General features: G+C 63.8%; 25 protein-coding genes. 19 read left to right on the top strand and 6 right to left on the bottom strand.

Annotated features, from left to right (window positions below):
- From ACYQ2U_RS12190 to ACYQ2U_RS12180, 3 genes are all read left to right on the top strand, one after another.
- The gene (locus tag ACYQ2U_RS12190; protein WP_459950652.1) at positions 1 to 1329 is read left to right on the top strand and encodes an ABC transporter substrate-binding protein; all 1329 of its coding nucleotides are present in this window, start codon (positions 1 to 3) and stop codon (positions 1327 to 1329) included.
- Positions 1326 to 2678, top strand: a complete 1353-nt coding sequence (locus tag ACYQ2U_RS12185; protein ID WP_459950651.1) for a di-heme oxidoreductase family protein — start codon at positions 1326 to 1328, stop codon at positions 2676 to 2678. The genes ACYQ2U_RS12190 and ACYQ2U_RS12185 overlap by 4 nt, the downstream gene beginning before the upstream one ends.
- A gap of 261 nt (positions 2679 to 2939) precedes the next feature.
- Entirely contained in the window at positions 2940 to 4547 is a 1608-nt protein-coding gene (locus tag ACYQ2U_RS12180) for a methyl-accepting chemotaxis protein (RefSeq protein ID WP_459950650.1), read from the top strand.
- Between the two features lie 21 nt (positions 4548 to 4568).
- Here ACYQ2U_RS12180 and modD read toward each other — a convergent pair whose 3' ends face one another.
- Both modD and ACYQ2U_RS12170 read right to left on the bottom strand, forming a co-directional pair.
- Positions 4569 to 5414 (bottom strand): ModD protein, encoded by an 846-nt coding sequence (gene modD, locus ACYQ2U_RS12175; RefSeq protein WP_459950649.1) that lies wholly within the window; start codon positions 5412 to 5414, stop codon positions 4569 to 4571.
- 9 nt (positions 5415 to 5423) lie between these two features.
- Positions 5424 to 6044: a nitrogen fixation protein NifQ gene (locus ACYQ2U_RS12170; protein WP_459950648.1), complete on the bottom strand. Its 621-nt coding sequence runs from the start codon at positions 6042 to 6044 to the stop codon at positions 5424 to 5426.
- Positions 6045 to 6192: 148 nt separating this feature from the next.
- Here ACYQ2U_RS12170 and ACYQ2U_RS12165 point away from each other — a divergent pair, with 148 nt between their 5' ends.
- From ACYQ2U_RS12165 to nifS, 15 genes are all read left to right on the top strand, one after another.
- A complete protein-coding gene (locus ACYQ2U_RS12165; RefSeq protein ID WP_459950647.1) occupies positions 6193 to 6636 on the top strand; it encodes a hypothetical protein in 444 nt (147 codons plus the stop codon).
- A gap of 69 nt (positions 6637 to 6705) precedes the next feature.
- Positions 6706 to 7263 carry a hypothetical protein gene (locus tag ACYQ2U_RS12160; protein WP_459950646.1) on the top strand — a complete coding sequence of 186 codons (558 nt, stop codon included), beginning with the start codon at positions 6706 to 6708 and terminating at the stop codon, positions 7261 to 7263.
- 275 nt (positions 7264 to 7538) lie between these two features.
- Positions 7539 to 8954, top strand: coding sequence for a nitrogenase iron-molybdenum cofactor biosynthesis protein NifE (gene nifE, locus ACYQ2U_RS12155; protein WP_459950645.1), 1416 nt, complete (start codon positions 7539 to 7541; stop codon positions 8952 to 8954).
- A gap of 65 nt (positions 8955 to 9019) precedes the next feature.
- Positions 9020 to 9370: a hypothetical protein gene (locus ACYQ2U_RS12150; protein WP_459950644.1), complete on the top strand. Its 351-nt coding sequence runs from the start codon at positions 9020 to 9022 to the stop codon at positions 9368 to 9370.
- Between the two features lie 124 nt (positions 9371 to 9494).
- On the top strand, positions 9495 to 10913 hold the full coding sequence (gene nifN / locus ACYQ2U_RS12145) for a nitrogenase iron-molybdenum cofactor biosynthesis protein NifN (RefSeq protein WP_459950643.1): 1419 nt from the start codon (positions 9495 to 9497) through the stop codon (positions 10911 to 10913).
- A 13-nt stretch (positions 10914 to 10926) separates the two neighbouring features.
- A complete protein-coding gene (locus ACYQ2U_RS12140) occupies positions 10927 to 11346 on the top strand; it encodes a NifB/NifX family molybdenum-iron cluster-binding protein (RefSeq protein WP_459950642.1) in 420 nt (139 codons plus the stop codon).
- Positions 11343 to 11765, top strand: coding sequence for a SoxR reducing system RseC family protein (locus ACYQ2U_RS12135; RefSeq protein WP_459950641.1), 423 nt, complete (start codon positions 11343 to 11345; stop codon positions 11763 to 11765). Before ACYQ2U_RS12140 ends, ACYQ2U_RS12135 begins: the two co-directional genes overlap by 4 nt.
- Positions 11766 to 11784: 19 nt before the next feature.
- Complete coding sequence (locus ACYQ2U_RS12130) at positions 11785 to 12246, top strand: NifX-associated nitrogen fixation protein (RefSeq protein ID WP_459950640.1); 462 nt, start codon at positions 11785 to 11787, stop codon at positions 12244 to 12246.
- Positions 12247 to 12350: 104 nt separating this feature from the next.
- Entirely contained in the window at positions 12351 to 12560 is a 210-nt protein-coding gene (locus tag ACYQ2U_RS12125) for a CCE_0567 family metalloprotein (RefSeq protein WP_459950639.1), read from the top strand.
- Positions 12561 to 12565: 5 nt separating this feature from the next.
- Positions 12566 to 12850 (top strand): ferredoxin III, nif-specific, encoded by a 285-nt coding sequence (gene fdxB, locus ACYQ2U_RS12120; RefSeq protein ID WP_459950638.1) that lies wholly within the window; start codon positions 12566 to 12568, stop codon positions 12848 to 12850.
- Complete coding sequence (locus ACYQ2U_RS12115) at positions 12847 to 13230, top strand: hypothetical protein (protein WP_459950637.1); 384 nt, start codon at positions 12847 to 12849, stop codon at positions 13228 to 13230. Before fdxB ends, ACYQ2U_RS12115 begins: the two co-directional genes overlap by 4 nt.
- A 90-nt stretch (positions 13231 to 13320) precedes the next feature.
- On the top strand, positions 13321 to 13752 hold the full coding sequence (locus tag ACYQ2U_RS12110; protein ID WP_459950636.1) for a hypothetical protein: 432 nt from the start codon (positions 13321 to 13323) through the stop codon (positions 13750 to 13752).
- A gap of 246 nt (positions 13753 to 13998) precedes the next feature.
- The gene (locus tag ACYQ2U_RS12105) at positions 13999 to 14322 is read left to right on the top strand and encodes a HesB/IscA family protein (RefSeq protein ID WP_459950635.1); all 324 of its coding nucleotides are present in this window, start codon (positions 13999 to 14001) and stop codon (positions 14320 to 14322) included.
- Positions 14323 to 14337: 15 nt separating this feature from the next.
- Complete coding sequence (gene nifU / locus ACYQ2U_RS12100; RefSeq protein WP_459950634.1) at positions 14338 to 15222, top strand: Fe-S cluster assembly protein NifU; 885 nt, start codon at positions 14338 to 14340, stop codon at positions 15220 to 15222.
- 119 nt (positions 15223 to 15341) lie between these two features.
- The gene (nifS, locus tag ACYQ2U_RS12095; protein WP_459950633.1) at positions 15342 to 16559 is read left to right on the top strand and encodes a cysteine desulfurase NifS; all 1218 of its coding nucleotides are present in this window, start codon (positions 15342 to 15344) and stop codon (positions 16557 to 16559) included.
- A 122-nt stretch (positions 16560 to 16681) separates the two neighbouring features.
- Here nifS and ACYQ2U_RS12090 read toward each other — a convergent pair whose 3' ends face one another.
- Both ACYQ2U_RS12090 and ACYQ2U_RS12085 read right to left on the bottom strand, forming a co-directional pair.
- Positions 16682 to 18250, bottom strand: coding sequence for a hypothetical protein (locus ACYQ2U_RS12090; RefSeq protein ID WP_459950632.1), 1569 nt, complete (start codon positions 18248 to 18250; stop codon positions 16682 to 16684).
- Between the two features lie 186 nt (positions 18251 to 18436).
- Entirely contained in the window at positions 18437 to 20128 is a 1692-nt protein-coding gene (locus tag ACYQ2U_RS12085; RefSeq protein ID WP_459950631.1) for a cation:proton antiporter domain-containing protein, read from the bottom strand.
- A gap of 198 nt (positions 20129 to 20326) precedes the next feature.
- Between ACYQ2U_RS12085 and ACYQ2U_RS12080 the strand changes: the two genes are divergently transcribed.
- Entirely contained in the window at positions 20327 to 21232 is a 906-nt protein-coding gene (locus ACYQ2U_RS12080; RefSeq protein ID WP_459950630.1) for an arginase, read from the top strand.
- 174 nt (positions 21233 to 21406) lie between these two features.
- On the opposite strand, the gene ACYQ2U_RS12075 is transcribed toward ACYQ2U_RS12080, so the two are convergent.
- Both ACYQ2U_RS12075 and ACYQ2U_RS12070 read right to left on the bottom strand, forming a co-directional pair.
- A complete protein-coding gene (locus ACYQ2U_RS12075; protein ID WP_459950943.1) occupies positions 21407 to 22072 on the bottom strand; it encodes a methyl-accepting chemotaxis protein in 666 nt (221 codons plus the stop codon).
- Between the two features lie 595 nt (positions 22073 to 22667).
- Positions 22668 to 23186, bottom strand: coding sequence for a PAS domain-containing protein (locus ACYQ2U_RS12070; protein ID WP_459950629.1), 519 nt, complete (start codon positions 23184 to 23186; stop codon positions 22668 to 22670).
- Between the last annotated feature and the right edge of the window lie 149 nt (positions 23187 to 23335).

The raw sequence follows: 23335 nt of genomic DNA, 5'->3' as shown, positions 1-23335 counted from the left end.
ATGACGACCACACCTCACAACCTCAAGCGCCGCCGGCTGCTCAAGGGTCTGGCGGCGGGTGCCGCCGTGCTGGCGGCACCGATCCCGCTGATGGCACATACTCGCCCGGCCAAGCCACGGCCCGTGGTGGTGCTCACCGCCTACCCCGACGACGTGGTGTCCCGCTTCGAGGCGGCCTTTGAAAAAGCCCATCCCGAGTTCCGGCTGCAAATCGTCTGGCGCATGCCCCACGACGCCTTGCCCTATCTGCGCCAACCCCAGCAGTCGGGCGTCGACGTCTACTGGTCGGCCTCGCCGCGCACCTACGCGACCCTGGCGCGGGAAGGCGCCTTCCGCCCCCTGCCCTCGCTTAGCGACGGTCTGCCGAACCGGATCGGCAACGCCTCCCTGGCGGATCCCCAGGGCTTCTATCGGGCCACGGAAATGGCGGGCTTCGGCTTTGCCGTCAACCGTGGCGCCCTGGCACAACGGGGCTTGCCCGTACCGGCCACCTGGCGCGATTTGGCCGATCCGCGCTACCAGGGGCTCATCGCCCTGCCCGTGCCGTCGAAGGTGGGGTTCGCGCCGCCCCTGGTGGAGATCGTGCTACAAGCCTACGGCTGGGAGGCCGGTTGGGCGCTGTGGAGTGAAATCGCGGGTAATGCGGGATTGATCGAGCGGGGCTCCACTTTCGTCAGCGACGAAGTGGGCAGCGGTCGCCGCCCCATCGGGCTGTCCATCGACTTCTTCGTCGCTTCCGCGATAGCCAACGGTGCGCCGCTGGAGTTCATCTACCCCGACCATAGCGGCATCAATCCGGCCCACATCGCCCTCACCCGCTCGGCGCCCAATCCGGCAGGCGCCCAGGCCTTCGTCGAGTTCGTGCTGTCCAAGGCCGGCCAGACCCTGCTCACCCATCCCGACATCCGCAAATTGCCCGTGCGTCCCGACGTCTATGCCGGCCTGGAGCGAAGCTACTTCAACCCCTTCGCCGCCGCCGAGCGGGGCGTGTTCGACTATGACAGCAGCCAGGCCCAAGGCCGCCTGGGATTGAGTACCGCGATGTTCGAGCAGATGCTGATGAACGATCACCCCACCCTGATCCGTCTATGGCAGCGCATCCATGCCGCAGAAGCCCAGGGACGCGACGTGGCCTCCGCCCGTGCCGTGCTGACCAAGCCGCCCCTGACCGAGGCCGAAGCCTCCCTCGACAGCCTGCGCCGCCCCTTCGCCGAACGCCTCGAAGGCTCGACCAGCGACAACCGGACGACACTGGAATCGGCCTGGCGCGGCTACGCCCAGGCCCGTCGCGAGGAAGCCGACAAGTTGTTGAAGGTGGCCGGCGCATGAGACTCCCCATTTCTGTTGCCATTGCCCTGGGCCTGACGGCCTTGCTGAGCCTCAGCGCCACGGCCCAGGAGCCCGCATCCAACGTCGACGATGCCAGCCGCGAGGCCTATTCCCGCCCCCTGCCCGGCTTGTCCGAGCAGGATCGGGAATTGTTTTTCCATGGCCGCTCCCTGTTCCGCCAAAGCTGGGTGGTGGCCCCATCGGCCGAGTCGGCGGTGGATGGGCTGGGCCCCCTCTACAACCGACTCGCCTGTGCCTCATGCCACCAGAAAAACAGCCGGGGCACGGCGCCTGAGCAGCCCGGCGAGCGCATGCAGTCCATGCTGGTCCGCCTCTCGATCCCCGGCAGGAATGCCCATGGCGGCCCCAAGCCACACCCGGTGTATGGCGACCAACTGAACGAGGAAGGCATCCCCGGCGTCACCGGCGAAGGCCGTGCCGTGCTTCATTGGCGCTACCGCACGGTGCGCCTGAAGGATGGAGAACGGGTTCAGCTCCGCTATCCCAAGCTCGAATTCCGTGAGCTTGCCTACGGTTCCTTGGCGGGCGCCCAAACCTCCGTACGGATTTCCCCTGCCGTATTCGGTCTCGGCCTGCTGGAAAGCGTGTCGGCTGAAACCCTGCAAAGCCTGGCCGGGGAAAGCAAGGCCGATGGCGTCAAGGGCCGCGTCAACCGGGTTTGGGACGCCGCGCAAAAGGCCACCACGGCGGGCCGATTCGGCCTCAAGGCCAACGCCCCCAACCTCCGCCAGCAATCGGCGGGGGCCTTTATCGGCGACTTAGGCATCACCTCACCCCTGTTCCCCGATGAAAACTGCGGCAAGGGACAAAGCGCCTGCCACAGCGCGCCATCCGGTGGACATCCGGAACTATCGGCGGAGCAGCTGGACGCGGTGGAGTTTTATCTGGCCCATCTGGCCGTCCCCGCCCGACGCGATCGGGATGTGCCCCAGGTACAGCGCGGCGAGGCCTTGTTTGCCCTCATCGGCTGCGCCCTCTGCCATCGGCCAAGCCTCGCCACCTCGGACCATCCGAAGTTCCCCCTGCTGTCGCGGCGGACCATTGCCCCCTACACCGATTTGCTGATCCACGACATGGGCTCCCGTCTGGCCGACCACCGCCCCGACTACCAGGCAGGTGGACGCGATTGGCGTACGCCACCGCTGTGGGGTATCGGCCTGGTGCCACGGATCAACGAACAGCCGCGCTATCTTCATGACGGCCGGGCCAGAACCGTGCAGGAAGCCATCCTCTGGCATAACGGCGAGGGAAGCATGGCCCGCCGCCGCTACGCAGCACTCAGCCGGGAGGAACGGCAGGCCCTGCTCGCCTTCATCGCCTCGCTCTGAATCACTGTCATCGGACAGTCATCCGCCACGGGCCATCCGTGGCGGATGACTGAAAAAAACAATAGCCCTGTCATTACAAGTACTTACCTATACCGCATTTTCCATAGGGCTTTTATATGACGAAGGTGCGTTACAAGTACTTACACGGAATATGACGAAAGTCAGGATTCCGACAGAACCTGCGGCGATACTCGGACCCCACATGCCAAGGAATCACGGTTCATCCACGGCAGAAGATCATCCTCCTCGACAGGTTCATCCATGAAAATCGCCAACCGCCTCTATCTTCTCGTCTCAGTCTTCGTCCTCGGCCTGATCGCCGTCGGTGTCATCGGTATTTTGTCCATGGACCGGGTTTACCAGGCCACCAACTACGGCAATATCAACACCGTGCCCAGTCTGGAAACCCTGGACCGTGTTGCGCGTGCCTTCGGCGACGCCAGAACCCGCCTCTACCGTCACCTGATTTCCTCCGACCAGGCCAAGATGAAGGACATCGAAAGCCAGATTCAGCAAGCGCTGCAAGAACGGGACAAGGCCCTGGCGGACTTCGAGAAATACGTTTCCGACGACAAGGACCGCCAATTCCTCAACCAGGAACTGGCCATGTCCAAGGAGTACGACGCCAGCATCCGACTGGTCTTGGAGCACTCCTACAAATCCCAGAATGAGCAGGCCCAGGCGGAACTGGCGAAACTCGCCGTCCAGGGCGACAAGCTGATGAACGTGATCGACCAGCACATCGCCTACAACAAGTCCCTGGGCGTGGAAGGGGCCGCCGCCGCCGTCACCACCGAGCAACGGGCCAACAGCCTGATCATCGCCGTCATCCTGGCGATCGTGATCGGCACCGTCCTTTATTCCATCCAGACCGTGCGCAGCATCACCGGCCCGATGAGCGACGTGGTCGCGGGACTCGACCAACTGGCCGAAGGCAATCTCGCCGTCACCATCAACCAACGGGGCTCCGGCGAAATCGCCCACGTCAAGACCGCCCTGATCGCCATGGCGACGCGTCTGCGCAAAACCCTGCGCGACATCACCGAGCAGGCCGAAGTGATCGCCGCCTCCGCCGTCAACCTATCCACCGCCGCCAGCCAGGCCGCCACCGGCAGCGAACAGCAATCGGAAGCCACCTCCTCCGCCGCTGCCGCCGTGGAGCAAATGACCGTGAGCATCGACCAGATCGGTCAAAGCGCCGACGATGCCAACGACCAGGCCCATCAGGCCGGGGAAAGCGCCGTCACCAGCGGCGCGGGGGTCAAGGCGGCGACTGGTGAATTCCGCCAAGTGGCCGAGCAGGTGAACCAAACCGCACAGCAGATCCAGGTTCTGTCTGACCAGGTGCACCTGATCAGCAACGTCACCGTGGTGATTCAGGAAGTGGCCGAACAGACCAATCTGTTGGCCTTGAACGCCGCCATCGAGGCGGCCCGGGCCGGCGAGCAGGGCCGCGGCTTCGCCGTGGTGGCCGATGAGGTGCGCAAGCTGGCGGAACGCACCACCCACTCGGTGCAGGAAATCGCCACCATCATCAGCACCATCCAGAACGGCGCCACGGCCGCCGTCAGCAGCATGCAGGGCACCCGGGACGTGATCGGCGACGTGGTCAAGCACGCCGCCCACACCAGCGATGCCATGGACGGCATCCGCGACGCAACGGAGGTCGTACTGCATTCCATTTCCGGCATTTCCGAAGCCATCCGCGAACAGCGCTCCGCCTCCACCGTGCTGGCGAAGAACGTGGAATCCATTGCCCAGATGTCCGAGGAGAATTCGGCGGCCATTGCCTCGGTGGCGGACACCGCCGGCCAGTTGATGCAGGTGTCCGGCCGCTTGAAGACCGATATCGCCTACTTCCGTTTGTAACCGGTAACCGGCCCCGCCGCCTCAGGCGGGGAAGATCCGCACCTGCACGTCGGCGGGGCGGCTGAAGAAAGGCGCCGAAGTCACCAACAAATCGGCGCCGGCCTGGGCATAGGTCACCGCGTTGGCGGCATGGATGCCGCCGGCGGCGGCCAGCTTGGGCGACAGTCCTTCCGCCGCCAGGGCGGCCTTGCACTGGGCCACCTGGGCCGGGGTAAACTTTTCCAACTGCAACACCTCCACTCCGCAGCGGGCGGCCATCAGCGCATCCTCCAGGCTGTTCACCTCCACCACCCGCTTTTTCTCGGGACAGTGTCTGGCCAGTCCATCGAGGGCGGCCGCTCGTTCCGGTTCCGGCAGGAAGGCCAGGTGCTCGGGGAAGACCAAGAGGGTTTCCGACAGACCCAACCGATGCATCACGGCGCCGCCGGACAGCACGGCCTTGACCGCCACGGCCTTGGTGCCGGGAAAGTTCTTGCGGGTGCAGGCCACCGGCACCGCCCAGCCCGCCTCGTGCAGGGCGCCGACGATGGCAGCCGCCGTGGTGGCGATGCCCGAGGCGTATTCCACCAGGGTCTGGGCCACTTTCCAGGCCAGGTGCAAGGCAGCCGCCGATCCTTCGGCCTGGAGCAGCTCGGTGCCTTCGGTGGCGAAAGTGCCGCTGGCCCGTTTCACTTCGCTCGTTGCCCCGGTCAGCTGAAACAGCCGGGACGCCTCTTCCGTGGCGCAGACCCGCATCGGCTGTCGCGCATAAAAAAATGCCCGCCCCGGCTTGGCGCCGATGCCGAGCTGGCTGGTGGTCAGGTCGCCATGGGGCGCATCGTCCCGCAGCAGGGCATGGAGGGTGGCATCGTCAAGGCTTGAGCGCATGAATGCGGATTACAGGGCAAGGGAAACGGACTTCGGCAGCAGGGATTCCCCCTCCTCGGCGCCGAAGCAGACGCCGTGATCGTCGCACACCATGCAGTTGGGCGACTTACAAATCAGGATTTCCTCCTTTTCGCACAATTGGCGATAGAAGAATTTCTTCCATTTCATGTCTCCCACGTTCAGGGCCGCCAGGCGGGGGAAATAGGTCGTCATCAAACAGGACAGCACGGCCCGGTTCGGCAGTCCCAGGTCCTGCCACAGATGGTTGCTGCTCAAGCAGGCCGTGGCGATGGCATGACTGAGCCAACGCACTTCCCGTCCCTCGTCGTCACGGTAGTCGAGCAACAGATTCACCAGGTCGTCGTACTCGTCGCTACGCTGGGCGGGGCCGGCAGCGGCCGCCGCATCCAGCACGATGCCGGGGAAACAGGTGTCCAGCATGGCGTGGAAATCCTCCCGGTCCATACCGGGCAGCAGCGGACGCCGTCCCAGAGCCAGGCCCTGGGCCAAGACGCCCGCCAGGGCCAGGGTCAGCGGCGCATCGGGCAAGCGGGCGGCCGCCATCAGCGTTCCATACTCCGGGCAGTCCCGGCCGCTTGCTGCTTCCGTCGGCAGTGCCATCATCGCCATGCCCCTTTCCTCGCAAAAACATTGTCGCCCCTCGGGCCCTGATGCCATTGCAGCAAATACCGCACCAAGCCCATCATGCTGTTACCACCGCCGACACCTGCACACGCTTTTTGCTTAGGTGAAGAAAAACTCCCCAGAGGTGACCGCCATGACCGCTCCCCATCGCTCCGCCCCACCCGCTCCCCGCCCCGCCGTGCCCGTTCCGCCGGGCTTCGGCTACCAACTGTGGGTAGCAGGCCTGCTCGGCAACCTGCACGACGCCGGTTTCGCCGTGGACACCTGCGTCGCCGGCCAGGAACAGGACGACCTGTTCGCCTCCCACCTGACCTGCCAACAGGTACTGCAATGCCTGCGGGTCATGGCCAACAGCGCCAAGGATCTGCCGCCCGCCATCCAGGCCTTGATGCCCGGCATTGACTGGCCCGCCCTGCGCGCCATGGAGTCCCTGCTGGCGGCCCGCAGCAGCCGGCAGCGCAGCGCCCTGTGGGCGGCCATGACCGAACTGGTGCCCCACACCCTACGCAGCCTGAGCCGCTATCGCAAGCAAAAACCCGGGCTTTTCTCCTTCCGTTTGGCCCCCTGGGAGCAATAACCCTAAAAGCAGGCACCCTATTTGCTGGAAGAGGAAAAAACCTTTCCCATCCTACAAAACGAGGCAATCATGCTGTTCGACACCTACGAAACCAAAGGCCTTCTGTTCAATATGAACTTCAAGGAAGGCGACGGCAAATACGCCGCCTACCGTGGCGACCTGGTGCTGGGCCTGGGCGAAGTGGGCGATGCCCACGGCCACAGGCTGCCCCCCACCCACACCATCAAGAACACCGTGGTGCTGGCCGAAGGCGACAAGATCAAGCTCTACGCCGGCAGCCTGGACGACCTGGCCGACCTGCCCCGCGTGCTCCAGTACTACAAGGATGATCTGGCCGCCGACGTGCGCTTCGTCATCTTCGTGGTGAACATCGCCAAGCCCCTGGTGATCGAGATGGACGGCTTCAGCTTCTCCGCCATTTCCATGCAGGAAGGCCTGATCTGGAACGAACTGATCGACCTGGCCGCCTTGGAAAAGGGCGACTTCAAGGGCCAGTCCCCCCTGGAAAAAATCGTCACTGTTTACAACGCCTTGAAGGACTACAAGGCCAAGGGCGACAAGGTCAGCTTCGACGAAGCCATGACCCGCGTCGTCGAGCTCAAGCGCGCCGGCCGCGGTCCGGTCTGATCCCGCTTTCATCCTGAGAGACAAGCACGGTCGATTCCCGCCTCGCTTGTTCCTTTTTCCGCCGATTGTCGCGATTGCGACAATCGGCGGTTTTCTTTCCACCGTCCCCTGTCGATTGTCGCCATGGTTTTTTCCTTGCGGCGCAATCGCCACAGGGCGCCCCGGTCTTGACGGCGGTTTACCGCCAGATGCCGGCCACCACCGCTCAACCACGCTCCCTTGACCACTGGCACGGCGATTGCAATTGATGCCTGACACCGCCCCAAGGAGCCGCCATGAAAGCCAATGAAGTCGCCGCCCTGCTCGACGAGCCCGCCTGCGCGCACAACAAGAAAGAAAAATCCGGCTGCGCCAAGACCAAGCCCGGCGCCACCGCCGGCGGTTGTTCCTTCGACGGCGCCCAGATCGCCCTGTTGCCCATCGCCGACGTCGCCCACATCGTCCACGGCCCCATCGCCTGCGCCGGCTCCAGTTGGGACAACCGGGGCACCCGCTCCAGCGGCCCCACCCTCTACCGCTACGGCATGACCACCGACCTCACCGAGCAGGACGTGATCATGGGTCGCGGCGAAAAGCGCCTGTTCCACGCCATCAAGCAGGCCATCGACACCCATGCTCCCAAGGCCGTGTTCATCTACAACACCTGCGTCCCCGCCTTGATCGGCGACGACGTGGATGCCGTCTGCAAGGCCGCCGCCGAGCGCTGGGGCGTGCCCGTGGTGCCGGTGGACTGTGCCGGCTTTTACGGCACCAAGAACCTGGGCAACCGCATCGCCGGCGAAGCCATGTTCAAGCACGTGATCGGTACCCGGGAGCCCGAGCCCGTTTCCGAGGCCACCAAGGCCAAGCTGCCCCCCGGCGTCAAAACCCACGACGTGAATCTCATCGGCGAATACAACATCGCCGGCGAGTTCTGGTATCTCGCCCCGATCTTCGACGAACTGGGCCTGCGCATCCTGTGCACCCTGTCCGGCGACACCCGTTTCCATGAAGTGCAGACCATGCACCGGGCCGAGGTGTCCATGGTGGTCTGTGCCAAGGCCCTGCTCAACGTGGCGCGCAAGCTGCAAGACAACTTCGGCGTGCCCTTCTTCGAGGGCAGCTTCTACGGCATCACCGACACGTCCCAAGCCTTCCGCGACTTCGCCCGCCTGATCGGTGACGACGACCTCACCGCCCGCACCGAAGCCCTGATCGCCCGCGAGGAAGCCAAGATTCGCGCCGCCCTGGAACCCTGGCGCGAGCGCCTGCAAGGCAAGCGCGTGTTGCTCTACACCGGCGGCGTCAAGAGCTGGTCCGTGGTCTCCGCCCTGCAAGACCTGGGCATGCATGTGGTGGCCACCGGCACCAACAAGTCCACCGAGGAAGACAAGCAGCGTATCCGCGAGATCATGGGCGACGACGTCAAGATGATCACCGACGGCAGCCCCAAGGCCCTGCTCCAGTGCTACAAGGACTACCAGGCCGACATCCTGATCGCCGGCGGCCGCAACCTCTACACCGCCCTCAAGGCCCGCATCCCCTTCCTCGACATCAACCAGGAACGGGAATTCGGCTACGCCGGCTACGACGGCATGCTGGAACTGGTGCGCCAACTGGCCCTGACCCTGGAAAGCCCGGTCTGGAACAAGGTCCGCGCCCCTGCCCCCTGGGCCGTGCAAAAGGCCGTGGGCCAGCCCCTGGTGGCCTGATCGCCACTTTGTCATCCCCATCAGCCACCTTCGGGTGGCTGCTTCATTTCCACGCCATCCGCCCCATGAGAAAACCCACCCTGTCCCAGCGGCTGAAGGCCAAGAACCGCAGCCAGTCCCTGGTGGTCGGCGTCACCTGGTACACCGAGGAAACCTGGGCCCAGGTCAAGGCCACCGCCCTCGACCCCGAGTGCTTCGAGGACAGTTTCGAAAAATGGAAAGCCGCCGCCGTGGCCGCCCGTCGCGAATTCCAGCGTTCCGGCATCGTCGCCCTGGAATGCCAGGTGGAACCCCAGGAGTTCGCCGACTGGCGGGAGCACAACCAACAACCCAACAACGCCGCGGCCCGGGCCGAGTACGTCTCGCAAAAACTCACCGCCGCCTACCAAGCCAGCCAAACCGCTCCCCGGCCTTGAATCATGTCGCGGATGCCTGTCGCATCCCAGACAAAACCCTGTCGGCATGCATTAAGAAACAAAAGCTTAGCTAGCGGCACAAACCTTGCACGGTTATGTACGACCCCGTACCCGGACTGATGCCATGGCCGAGATCCTCAAACGTGCAAAACCCCTGGCGGTGAATCCCCTCAAGGCGAGCCAGCCCGTGGGGGCTTCCCTGGCCTTTCTCGGCCTGAAGAACGCCATCCCGATGTTGCACGGCTCCCAGGGCTGTACCGCCTTTGGCAAGGTGTTCTTCGTCCGCCACTTCCGCGAACCCATTCCCCTCCAGACCACCGCCATGGACCAGGTGTCCACGGTCATGAACGCCGACGACAACGTCATCGAAGGCCTCAAGGTGATTTGCGAAAAGAACAGCCCCGACGTGATCGGCCTGCCCACCACGGGCCTGTCGGAAACCCAGGGCACGGACATCAAGCGCCTGGTCAAGCAGTTCCGCGAACTGCATCCCCAATTCGACAAGATCGCCGTGGTGCCGGTGAATACCCCCGACTTCACCGGCTGCCTGGAGTCCGGCTATGCCCTGGCCCTGGAGGCCATCATCGAGGCGATGGTGCCCGAAACCCGTCATGCCGGGCGGCGCAAGAAACAGGTGAACGTGCTGGCCTCGTCCATGCTCACCCCTGGCGACACCGAAGCCATCAAGGAATGGATCGAGGCCTTCGGCCTGCGTCCCATCATGTTGCCCGACGTGGGCGACTCCCTCGACGGCCACCTGGTGGACCGGGAGACCTCGCCCCTCACCCTGGGCGGCACGCCCCGGGCCGAAATCGAGATCATGGGCGAGTCCGTCGCCACCCTGGTGATCGGCCGCTCTCTCAACAAGGCCGCCGACCTGCTCAAGGCGCGCACCTTCGTTCCCGATTACCGCTTCGACCATCTGCTCGGCCTGGACGCCTGCGACGCCTTCACCCTGGCCCTGGCGGAAATCAGCGGCCAGCCGGTGCCGGACCGCATCGACCGCCAGCGCGCCCAGTTGCAGGACGCCATGGTGGACACCCATTTCATGACCGGTTTCTACCGGGTTGCCCTGGCCGCCGACCCGGACCTGCTGGTGGCCCTCGGCCAGTTCCTCACCGGCGTCGGCGCCCAGATCGTGGCGGCGGTTTCTCCCGCCAAGGCCGATGTGCTCACCGACATGCCCTGTAGCGAAGTCCGCATCGGTGACCTGGAGGACCTGGAAAACCTGGCCCGGGCCGGCGACGTGCAACTGATCATTTCCAATTCCCACGCCGCCCAGGCCGCCGAACGCCTGGGCGTGCCCCTGTTGCGGGCAGGCTTCCCGCAGTACGACTGGGTGGGCGGCTACGCCCGCACCTGGGTGGGCTATCGCGGCGCGCGACAGGCCCTGTTCGATCTGGCCAACCTTTTCCTGGGACATCATCATGACGCCCAACCCTACCGATCCCTCTTCTGGACCGACGGACCCCGCCAGTACGAAGCCGGAGCATCCGCTGGCACCGGCTTCCCGGCGGCTGGCCCTGGCCTGGTCGGCCACTGAAACCGCGCCGACCATGCTCAAAGTGGCTTTCGCCTCCGGCGACCGGAACACCATCGACCAGCACTTCGGCGCCGCCGAGGGCTTCGTGGTCTACGCCCTGGACGAGGAACGTGCCCAACTGCTCGAGGTGATCGAGTTCCCGCCGGAAACCATGGACGGCAACGAGAACAAGCTGCCGGCCAAGATCCAGTCCCTGGCCGGCTGCGCCGCCGTGTATTGCCTGGCCGCCGGCGCCTCCGCCGTGCGCCAGTTGTTGGCCGCCGGCGTGCAGCCCGTGCGTCTCGACGACGAGGCACCCATCGAGCCGGTGCTGATCCAATTGCGCAAGGCCATCAAGGACGGCGGCATTCCCTGGGTGGACAAGGCGGTCAAGAAGCAGACGGGCGACGACAGCCGCTTCGACAAAATGGCCGAAGAGGGGTGGGAAGAATGATCCAGACCCAAGGACGCATCATCGCCATCCATGACGGCAAGGCCGACGTGGAGCTGGCCCAGACCACCGCCTGCACCAGTTGCAACTCCAAGAAAAGTTGCAGCAGCAGCCAGGACCAGGGCCGCACCCAGGTGGTGTCCATGGAGGCGCCCCTCCACGCCCGTGCCGGCGACCAAGTGACGGTGCTGGTGTCCACCGGCGGCTTCCATACCGGCGCCCTGCTGGCCTATCTGCTGCCCTCCGTCACCACCTTGCTCGGCGCGATGTTGCTGTCCCCCGCCGGCGATGCGGCCTCGGCCCTGGGCCTGTTCGGCGGCCTGGCGCTGGGCCTGGGCCTGGTGCGCGTCGTCGGCAAATGCCTGCCCGGCCTGCTCTCGGCCCACTGCGAACCCTTATCCACTTCCCACCCATCCCTCTGACTCCACCGGAGACAACGCCATGAACGCCCCCGTCGAACAAGACCCCATCTACACCACCGCCTTCGCCAAGGAAATCAGCCGTCAGACCCGCGCCCTGGACAGCTACGGCCAATGGGACGGCAAGCCCATCGAAGCCATCCTCGCCCCCTTCATCCTGACCAAGGAACAGAAGCGCGAAATCCCCATCATCGGCGATCCCGACGACGTCCTGCTGTCCCGGGTCAAGGCCTTCTACAACGCCATCGCCGTCATGATCGAAACCGAGTGCGGCAAGATGGCCGTGCCCTTCATCCAGATCACCCACGAAGGTTTCGGCCGCGCCCTGATCATCGTCGGCAAGCTGGTGGTGATGGACAAGACCCTGCGCGACGTGCACCGCTTCAGCTTTGAGAGCGTGTCCAAGATGAAGGACGAAGCCGACAAGTATTTGGCCGTGGCGCTGGAATTGATCGGCAAGCACTCCGAGGTGGCGGGTCTTTGAGCGAAGCTCAAAGCCTCTTGGCAAACCAAGCCCCCACCCCCAATCCCCCGCCCGGGCGGGGGTACTGATTAGCGGACTTTGTCCGGTTTTATATTGGAACCGTCATGAGTGAAGAAGAACTGAAGGACCTCGACAAGGAGGTCAAGAAGCTCAAGCGCATCGCCACGGAAAAGGCCTCGGTCCTCCACGACCTGATCGAGGATTCCCTGCCCGCCGCTTTTGAAAAACTCCCGGGCATCGCCCAGGAAACCTACGACGCCTGCAAGCTGTGGGCGGAAGCCAACGCCAAACTTAGCGCCGCGCAGAAAGGATAAATGCCATGGCCTCGATCACCGGAAAAACCAAGGGGGGAACCGAATGGATTCCCGAGTTCGCCATTGCCATCGATGCCAAGAAATGCATCGGCTGCGGCCGTTGCTACAAGGTCTGTCCCCGTGACGTGCTGGACCTGGTGGAACGCGGCGAGGACATGGAAGCCGACGACGATATGGACGACGACGACAACATGATGGTCATGACCATCGCCCACGGCGAGGACTGTATCGGCTGCGGTTCCTGTGGTCGGGTCTGTCCCAAGGACTGTTACACCTACGCTCCGGCATGAACGCCCCGCTCAGCCAAGCCATCGTCGGCGACGACCTGACGGCACGGATCGCCGCCGAGCGGACCGCCGGCGAAACGGTGGTCGCCGCCATGACCGCGCTGGCCGACAAGCACGGCATCGGCCTCACCGGCCTGGGCTGGGACCAGGCCAACTTCTCCTCGGCCAAGGATCCCTTTTCCGGCGAGGAAAGCCTGGTGGCCCGTTGGGCCGGCAAGGTGCGCGGCACCCTCAGCATCCGCCCCGGCGGCTGGATCTACGGCGAGGTGGACGTCTGCCAGCCCCACCCCACCAAGCCCGGCCAGTGGATGGAAGCCGTCGTGGCCTGGGGCCACGTGGACAAGATCAAGATGGAAATGCGCCTGATCGACACGCCGATGTGATGCCGATGTGAGTCACTTGCACTGCTGCTCGTCATAACGTCATTCCCGCGCAAGCGGGAATGACGGTTTCACAGATACCGTCCGCCCCCCATGTCCGTCTCCACCCCGCTGCCGCCCCGCCTGATCCTCTATCACAAGCAGTCCACCAGCGGCCGCACCCGCTACCTGCGCCTGCCCACGGGCATCCTGGCCTTCGACCCGATGCCCGTCCTCTCCTCCCTCAAGGAGGAGGATGAAGCCAAGTCCAGCATCCGCCCCCATCCCGCCGCCTGTCTGCGGGCGGCGGAAAACCGCCTCGGCCTGGCACCGGGCAGCCTGGAGGCCGAGGCCGAGTTCTACGCCGAGATCGACACCCCCGAGGGCGTCGTGCCCGTGCTGCTGGCACGCTTTACCGCCATCGATCCCCCTTTTGCCGAGGCGGAAAGCCTCGAGGGCAAGTTCATCAGCCTCACCGAGGCCCGGGGCCTGCACCCCATCGAACTCGACCTGGCCCGCCGGGCCTATGAGCTGATCCTGGGCTGACGCGGGACGTCTCGGCGGCCCGCACCCTGGCGCCGTACGACTCGGTACAAACCCGAGTAAATCCCTCAAGAAAATGTCGATTGTCGCAAACGCGACAAGCCACCTTTGCGCCCTGGCAGCCAGCCAAGGGGCATGGTTAAGCCAAGTCCCTATTAACGTCATGGTGGTATGGGGATTGCAAAAACACTGGCAACCAGCGGCAAACAATATCCCAATAAACCCCCAACAGTGACTGGAGAGACCCAAATGATCAACCTGACACCCAATGCCTCCAAGGCCATCCACCGCTTCATCAAGGGTTCGGAGAACCCGGTGGCGGGGCTGCGCATTTTCGTTTCCGGCGGCGGTTGTTCCGGCCTGCAATACGGCCTGCGCCTGGAACAGGAAAAGGGCGAGGACGATTTCGCCGTGGAAGTTGATGGTTTCACCCTGTTGGTGGACCCCATGAGCCGGCCCATGATCGAAGGCATCACCGTCGATTTCGTGGACAGCCTGACCCATACCGGTTTCAAGTTCAACAACCCCAACGCCACCGCCTCCTGCGCCTGTGGCCAATCCTTCTCGGCTTAATAGGGAGCACGCATCATGTGGGATTACTCTGACAAAGTTCGCGAACACTTCTTCGACCCCAAGAACTCCGGCCCCCTCGAAGACGCCAATGGCGTCGGCGACGTGGGTTCCATCAAGTGCGGCGACGCCCTGCGCCTGATGCTCAAGGTGGACCCGGAAACCGACGTCATCCTCGACGCCCATTTCCAGACCTTCGGCTGCGGCTCCGCCATCGCCTCCTCCTCGGCCCTGACCGAAATCATCAAGGGCATGACCCTGGACGAGGCCCTCAAGGTCAGCAACCAGGACATCGCCGACTACCTGGACGGCCTGCCCCCCGAAAAAATGCACTGCTCCGTCATGGGCCGTGAAGCCCTGCAAGCCGCCGTGGCCAACTACCGCGGCGAAGTGTGGACCGACGACCACGAAGAAGGCGCCCTGGTCTGCAAGTGCTTCGCCATCGACGCCGTGATGATCGAAGACACCGTCCGCGCCAACAGCCTGACCACGGTGGAAGAAGTCACCAACTACACCAAGGCCGGCGGTGGCTGCTCCGCCTGCCACGAGCAGATCGAAGAGATCATCGCCAAGGTGGTCAAGGAAACCGCGCCCGCCGCCGCTGCCGCACCGGCCCCCAAGGCGGAGCCCAAGCCCGAGGCCAAGCCCCAGCTGACCAGCTACCAACGCATGCGCAAGATCGAGGAAGTGGTGGAGTCCATCCGCCCCATGCTGATCAAGGACGGCGGCGACATCGAAATCGTCGAGGTGTCCGGCAAGGACATCTACGTGAACCTCAAGGGCGCCTGCGCCGGTTGCATGATGGAACAAGCCACCCTGGGCGGCGTCCAGCAGAAGCTGATCGAGGCCCTGGGCGAGTTCATCCGCCTGCTGCCCGCCAAGTTGCTGACCGAGATTCACTAAAAAACGTTTAGGGTTTCCGTTCGTCCTGAGCTTGTCGAAGGGCGAACGGCTAGACAAGAATCCCGCCCGTTCATGCTTCGACAAACTCAGCACGAACGGGCTCCTTCAGAGAGCGCGCCATGAAACCCATCTACCTCGACAACAACGCCACCACCGCCTGTGACCCCGCCGTGGTGGAAGCCATGCTGCCCTACTTCACCGAGCAGTTCGGCAACCCCTCCTCCATGCACAGCTTCGGCAACAAGGTGGGCGGCGCCATCAAGGAAGCCCGCAAGAAGGTGCAAACCCTGCTGGGCGCCGAGCACGATTCCGAAATCGTGTTCACTTCCTGCGGCACCGAATCCGACTCCACCGCCATCCTCTCCGCCATCAAGGCCCAGCCCGAGCGCAACCAGATCATCACCACCGCCGTCGAGCACCCGGCCATCCTCAGCCTGGGCGAATACCTGGAAAAAGAAGGCTATATCGTCCAAAAGCTGGGCGTGGACAAGCGCGGCCGCATCGACATCGACGAATACAAGTCCCTGCTCAACGACCGGGTCGCAATCGTCTCCGCCATGTGGGCCAACAATGAAACCGGCACCATCTTCCCCGTCGAGGAAATGGCCGAACTGGCCCACGCCAAGGGTATCCAGTTCCACACCGACGCCGTGCAGGCCGTGGGCAAGATTCCCATGAGCCTGAAGGACACCAAGATCGACATGCTGTCCCTGTCCGGCCACAAGCTCCACGCCCCCAAGGGCATCGGCGTGCTCTACCTGCGCCGCAACACCCGCTTCCGTCCCCTGCTGCGGGGCGGCCACCAGGAGCGTGGCCGTCGTGCCGGCACCGAGAACGCCGCCTCCATCGTCGGCCTCGGCGTCGCCTGTGAACTGGCCATGCAGAACCTGCACCACGAAAACACCGAAGTGAAGCGCCTGCGCGACAAGCTGCAAGCCGGCATCCTGGCCAACGTCACCCACGCCTTCGCCACCGGCGACGCCGGCCCCAACGGCAACCGCCTGCCCAACACCTGCAACATCGCCTTCGAGTACATTGAAGGCGAAGCCATCCTCATGTTGCTGAACAAGATGGGCATCGCCGCTTCCTCAGGTTCCGCCTGCACCTCCGGCTCCCTGGAACCCTCCCACGTCATGCGCGCCATGGGCATCCCCTACACCGCCGCTCACGGCACCACCCGTTTCTCCCTCTCCCGTTACAACACCGAGGAAGAAATCGACCGCGTGATCGAGGCCGTGCCCCCCATTGTGGCTCAGCTGCGCAAGCTGTCCCCCTACTGGAGCGGGAATGGTCCGGTGGAAAACCCCGAAGCGGCGTTTGCACCGGCTTACGCGTGAGGCTGGTAACTCCCTAACAAAAAGCCACCCGAGGGTGGCTTTCTTCATTCAATGATTTGGCTTCTTACGACACTAAGCAGACTTCGCCGCCTGCGACTCCAGCCCCCGGAAGCAGACCAAATCTAGGTCTTAGTATTGGTCTTGTGGCGCCCCACGTGCGCTACCAGCGCAATCTTCTCCTCCTTGTGCCACGCCCAGTGAATAGAGATACAAGTGTCGGGCTGCTTAGCGCCCAGGGTGATGTGTGGTGAGATGTCCAACTCCTGCCCGTTGTAAGTTGCAGTGTACTCGCTGCCCCATTTGCTCTTAGATGTCTGCGATACATCATCTGCATAGTCAAAGCCTCGCGCTTTGAAAAGCTGGCGAAGGGAGCCACCTGCTTTTCCTGAGCCGACAGTATTGGCCCAGATCGACGCTACTTCCTCCAGAGCCGCAAGCGCTTCCTGCACACGCTCGGGCTGTTTGTAGGGGGAAGCAGAAGCGGAAGAATGGGCAGACGGTAGGAAGCGGACGTTCTTGAATCTAGCTTCTGCCTGTTGCACGGCCTCTTCGACATTCGCTGGAACTACAGGTTCCGGGACGGAAACTGGTGCTTGTACCTGTGAGGCAGGAGGCGTCAGGTCCTTCCAAGCGGTATGCGCCACGATGGCTGCGGCATTCTCGCGCAAGATCTTGTTCTCTTGCACCAGCTCTGCGTTGCTGGCCTGTGCTGCCGTGAGTTTCCGCTCCACCTCAATGAGGTCGTCGAGGAGTTCGTGTTCAGACTTCGTTCCGCTGTTGCGAGCTGTCTCACGTGCTTCTCGCTCTGCCACCGAGCGAATTCGCGAGATAGCGATGGGCTCTACATGCCTGAAGGCAGCCGCGTCAAAGACCATATTGCAGATGCTACCGAGCGTACGCTCGGTAGCATCTGCATCTTTGAACTGCCAGGGCATCCAGAGCGGATGCGTGACCGGATCAGCCTTGTCATTGAAGCGAGGCCAGTAGAGGCGAACAGCGCCGCCAAAGCAAGACAAGGTCTTGCCGACTTCTTCTGTCAGACTGAACGCTGCCCACTTGTCGGCCAACTCATAAACCTTGGCCACGCCTGCAAGACGTTCTGCTAGCTCATTTGAGTTAACCAAGGGCACGTCATCATGCACGCGCCTCGACACGAGAACGATGGGGTATGGACGAGTTGAATCCGTCATTTCACTCACAAGCAACTCGACGTGCTCTGCGCCAACAAGCTCGGGAGTGAGGTTGTAAGGGTGGCCTTCAAGGCGTATTGAGCGAAGACGTGCAATGTCACGGATGACCCGCGGCGAACCGAGCTTGACATTTGCAGGCGCTATCATCAGTTGTAAGCCTGTCACGGCCAAGTCCAGCGACAACAGCAGTTCATCACCTTGCCGGAGCAGGGATAGGGTGATGACCCATCCCAGGCTCTTGTCGTATTGATCTGGATATGCCCACCGTAGGTCAATCAGTTGTTCGCCTGGAGCTTCCTTAGTGGCGTGGTGTCGAATGGAGAACTGATGCCCTTCAGCGGGACTGATCTCTAAGTCTCCTTCCCCAAGGTTCTGAAACACGTCAACGGAGAGTCGTTGGCGCAGGTACCAGTCCTGTATCCACTGGCCGACGTAGCTCAGCGAGGCTGTAACGTCGGATTGATCGCCGATCTCTAGTGCAACGCCATAAACGGTTCTCATGCCTACTGCCTTCCTCGATGTATCGATCGTTCATGCCAGTGGATTATCTGCTTATCATCTCACAGCTAGTCATCTTTTCTGCTCAACTTCAGAAGAGCAATGATGCATAACCAACATGTTTCACGCATCCCGGAGCTGCCATTTAAGACTGACCGAAATTGGCCGATTGCTGCTGTCCCAAAGGCCTTAAGCCCTCATCCGCTCCAACACAAACCGCGTCATGCCCAAGGCCAGTTCATGCTCGCCCATGAAGACCTTGCCCACCTTTTCCTTCATCAGCAATTCGGCTTCGTCATCGCTGTGGGTGCGCACCACGATCTCGATGCCGGGATTCAAGGTGCGGGCGGTTTCCACCATCTGCCGCACGTCGAAGGCGTCCGGGGTCGCCACCACCAGCAGGCGGGCACGGGCGATGTGGGCCTGGATCAGTACCGCCGGATCGGCGGCGTCGCCGCTGACGGCTTGCAGGCCCTTGGCGCGTAGGGATTCCACCGCTTCCCGGTTGCGCTCGGCCACCACGAAGGGGATGTTGGCGGCCAGAAGAGCCTCGCCGATGCGGCGGCCGACGCGGCCGTAGCCCACCAGCACCACCTGGTTTTGCAAATAGGCCTCGCTGGTGGTCGTGGGCAGGGTGGCGAGGGGATCGTCGCGCTGTTCCAACAGGCGGGCCAGGCTGGAGCGGGCCCGTATCCAGCGCTGCAAGGGGGCGACGCTGTGGAAGACGAGGGGGTTGAGGGCCATGGAAATCAAGGCGCCGGCCAGGATGAGGCTTTGGCCTTCGCCGGTGAGCAGCCCCAGTTGCATGCCCAGGCCGGCGAGGATGAAGGAGAACTCGCCGATCTGGGCCAGACTGGCGGAAACGGTGAGGGCCGTGTTGAGGGGATAGCGGAACAACAGCACGATGCAAAAGGCCGCGACGGATTTGCCGACCAGGATGATCGCCACCACCAGGGCCACCTTGAGGGGCGATTGGACCAGGATGGCCGGGTCGAACAGCATGCCCACGGACACGAAAAACAGCACCGAGAAGGCGTCCTGCAAGGGCAGGGATTCCTCGGCGGCGCGATAGCTGAACTCGGATTCGCGCAGCACCATGCCGGCGAAGAAGGCCCCGAGGGCGAAGGAGACGCCGAACAGCTTGGCCGAGCCGTAGGCGATGCCCACGGCGGCGGCGATGACGCACAGGGTGAACAACTCGCGGGAGCCGGTGCGGGCCACCTGCCACAGCAGCCAGGGGAAGAACTTGCGCCCGACGATGAGCATCAGGGCGACGAACAGGGCGACGGCGCCCAGGGTTTTGGCCAGGGCCCAGCCCAGCTCGCCGCCTTCGCCGCCGGCGGGGGCAATGCCTCCCAGCCAGCCGGCCAGGGGCGGCAGCAGCACCAGCACCAGCACCATGGCCAGGTCTTCCACCACCAGCCAGCCCACGGCGATGCGGCCGTTCATGGATTCGAGCACGCCCTGGCTTTCCAGGGCCTTGAGCAGGACCACCGTGCTGGCCACCGACAGGGCCAGGCCGAACACGACGCCCTGCCCCAGAGGCCAGCCCCAGAAGGCGGCCAGGCCCATGCCCATCAGGGTGGCGACGCCGATCTGCGCCACGGCCCCCGGCAGGGCGATACGCCGCACCGCCAGCAGGTCTTCCAAGGAAAAATGTAGGCCGACGCCGAACATCAGCAACATGACACCGATTTCCGCCAACTGGCCCGACAGTTCCACGTCGGCCACGAAGCCGGGCGTGGCCGGGCCGATGGCAATGCCCGCCAGCAGATAGCCCACCAGGGCCGGCAACTTGCAGCGGACGGCGATGAAGCCCATGACGAGGGCCATGCCGAGACCGGCGGCGATGGTGGTGATCAGACTGATGCTATGGGGCATGATGGCGTTGGCGAGATGATGAAAGGAAAGAAAGACCCCCGGCACGACGGCCAGGTTCCCGAAAATACCCGAAGAAAGGCCGCGCTGCCCGGGCCTTGCCTGGCCGGCGACGGACGATAATGGCCGTCATCAAAACGGCATGACTTTGCGCTATGTAGGCGAGTGCGCCCAACCCTCCCCCACCCTGCCATCCCAACCATGCGCCCTATCGACCTGATCCCCGTTCCCAGCGCCCTCGGCGCGCCCGATGCCGGTGCCGCCCAAGGCCCCGCCGCCTTGCGCCGCGCGGGCTTGCACACCGCCCTGACGCAAGCGGGGCTGACCGCCACGTGGCAGGCGCCGGTGACGCCGCCCGCCCTGGCGACGGGCCATGACGCGGCACAGCGCTGGGCGGCCCTGGAAACCCTGTGGTCCGCCCTGGCACAACGGGTCGACGCCAGCCTGGAACAAGGCCACCAGCCCCTGGTGGTGGGCGGCGACCACGCCATCGCCTTCGCCACCTGGCGTGCCGTCGCGGCCCGCCTCGCCACGCCCATGGGGCTGCTCTGGATCGACGCCCACCTGGACGCCCACACACCGGAGGACAGCGCCAGCGGCAATCCCCACGGCATGCCCCTGGCGCTGCTGCTGGGGGATGGGCCGGCGGGCACGGCCGGGCCGGTGCTCAACCCCGCCCACGTCTGCCTGATCGGCGCCCGCAGTTGGGAACTGCCGGAACAGGTGCGGCTACGGCGCTACGGGGTGAGGGTTGTCGACCAGGAGGAAATCCGCCAGCGGGGCCTCGGCCCGGTCCTACAAGAGGCCCTGGCCATCGTCCGTCAGGGCACGGGCGGGTTCGGCCTTTCCATCGACCTGGACGTTTTCGATCCCACGGTCGCGCCGGGGGTGAATTCGCCGGTACCCGGCGGCCAGCCGGCGGATGAATGGCTGGCCCAACTGACCGGGCTGGCCTTGCTGCCCGACTGCCTGGCGTTGGAAATCGTCGAATGCGATGGACTGCGGGACCGGCAGCGCCAGGACGCCACGGCCCGGCTGGGCGTGGCCCTGGCGCAGGCCTTGTTTCGGCGGGAGGCGCTGCCCTCAGGGGCAGCAATGGCGGGCTGAAGATCCGCCGTCAGGGGACTTGCACTCACTTATTTCAGATGAAATCGTGACCGCACGCCGAAGGTCTGCGAGAGGGAAAATACCAAGAAAGGCACCCGACGCCTGGATCCGCACAAGCGATGGACCAGGCTGACATCCCGCTGCGCGGCAGGCGATCCCGACCGAAATAGACGCTTAATGCATCTGGCTTTCGATGTTGGCGAACAGGGCGTCGTAGATGCCGATGAGGGTTTCCCGGTCTTCGCTGCCCCGCACCCAACGCTTGGACTCCACCAGGGAGACCACTTCCTTCTCCATGTCGCCCAGGGTGGAAATCTGCACGTTCTCGCCGTGCAGGATCGCAGTGACGTCGGAACGGGCCTTTTGCGCCAGTTCCACCAGGCCGATGGAGGTGGTGACCCCCTGCGCCCCGTCGCTGATTTCCCTGGCCAAGTCCTCCACGTGGGCCGCCGAGGAGGCCGACTGGGACAGCTCGGAGCCGAACTCGTCGGCAGTTTCCCGCGCCGAGGTGACGGAGACGTTGAGTTGGCCGATGGTGTCGGTGGTGCTGCCCAGGGCCGCCAGGATTTCCTCGATCGCCTGGGTGATCTGTTCCGCGGACTGCTGGCACTGGTCCGCCAGCTTGCGCACTTCGTCCGCCACCACGGCAAAACCGCGACCGCTCTCCCCTGCCCGGGCCGCCTCGATGGAAGCGTTCAGGGCCAGCAGGTTGGTCTGCTTGGCGATGCTGTCGATCTGGGCGGTGATACGCTGGATGCCTTCCGATTTGACGTTGAGGTCGGCCAGGGAAGACACGCCGCTGGTGGCCGATTCCTGGGCCTTGCCCAGGGCGGAGGACATGCGACCGGCGGCTTCCGACATGCGGGTGGCGGAGGCGGCGAAGGTGCCCGCCAATTCCTGCGAATGGGCGGAGTTTTCGCCCACCTTGGCCAGGGAGGTGACGGTATGGTCGATGGCCTTGGTCAGGCCCTTTTCCGAGCGCAGGAAAATCCGCGACAGCAAGGCCTCCCGGGCCGTGGCCTCGCGGCTTTGGTTCACCTGGTCGAACATGACTTGAATCTTTTCCAGCACGTCGTGGAAGGTGCCGTGCAGGCCCCCGGACTGGAGCCGGCGGAAGGTGCGCTCCTCGGCGGAGGCCTTCATGCCGCCAAGGATTTCGCGGAAGGTGGTTTCGGTCTGGTCGAGCACGGAATTGAGGTTGATCCGGATCTCGTCCAACACGGGGTTGCCCACCGTTTCGGGCAGGCGGTGCACCAGATCCCCTTCGTTGATTTTTTGCAGCAGTTTGTTCAGATTGACCAGGGTTTCATCGTTGCCCCCTTGCCGCGAACCGGCCAGGACCAGAACAATGCCCGCCACGATGCACCCGACGCTGGCCCAGGGCTGATAAAAGGCCAGCGCACCGGCTGCCGCCAAGGGCACCAGCGCCAGGAACTTAAAGCGAGAAGACCAGTTCGTCATAGCTCAGGTTTGCCTTTTTCAAAAAGTCCATGAGTACCGCCGTGCCGGCAGCAATCGCATCCTTGGCGCCGGCCTGGCGCTCGGCTTCCAGCATCGCCTTGTACAAGGGCTCTACCGCCGCAATCGCCTTGGGCGTGGGGCAGCGCCGCACCGAGGTATACCCCACGATCTGACCTCGATCATCATAGTCCGGGGTGATGTGGGCCAATACCCAATAGTAGCTACCGTCTTGGGCCATATTCCTGACATAACCGAAGAATTCCTTGCCCTGGCCGATGGTGTCCCAGGCAAGCTTGAAGACGGAACGGGGCATGTCGGGATGGCGCACGATGTTGTGCTGCGCGCCCAGCAATTCGCTTTCGGTATAGCCTGAAAATTCGATGAAGATCGGATTGCCGTAAAGAATGCGCCCCTTTGCATCGGTTTTGGAAACGATGAAATCTCCGTCGCGCATGCGACGTTCTACGGCGGTCGGGGTGATATGGCGTTTCATGGGGGCTAATGGCAGGCCCGATCCCTACATTGGGGACCAGGTCATGTTGTGATGGGATTCCCATGCCGGAAACGGTGCAATGCCCGTCCGGCGCGTCTCTCAAACTATATTAGCCGACCATAACACAAATAGGGCCTTAATACTTAAGT

This window comes from Denitratisoma sp. agr-D3 (genome assembly GCF_054658675.1).
This window is presented reverse-complemented; position numbering and strand designations above follow the sequence as displayed.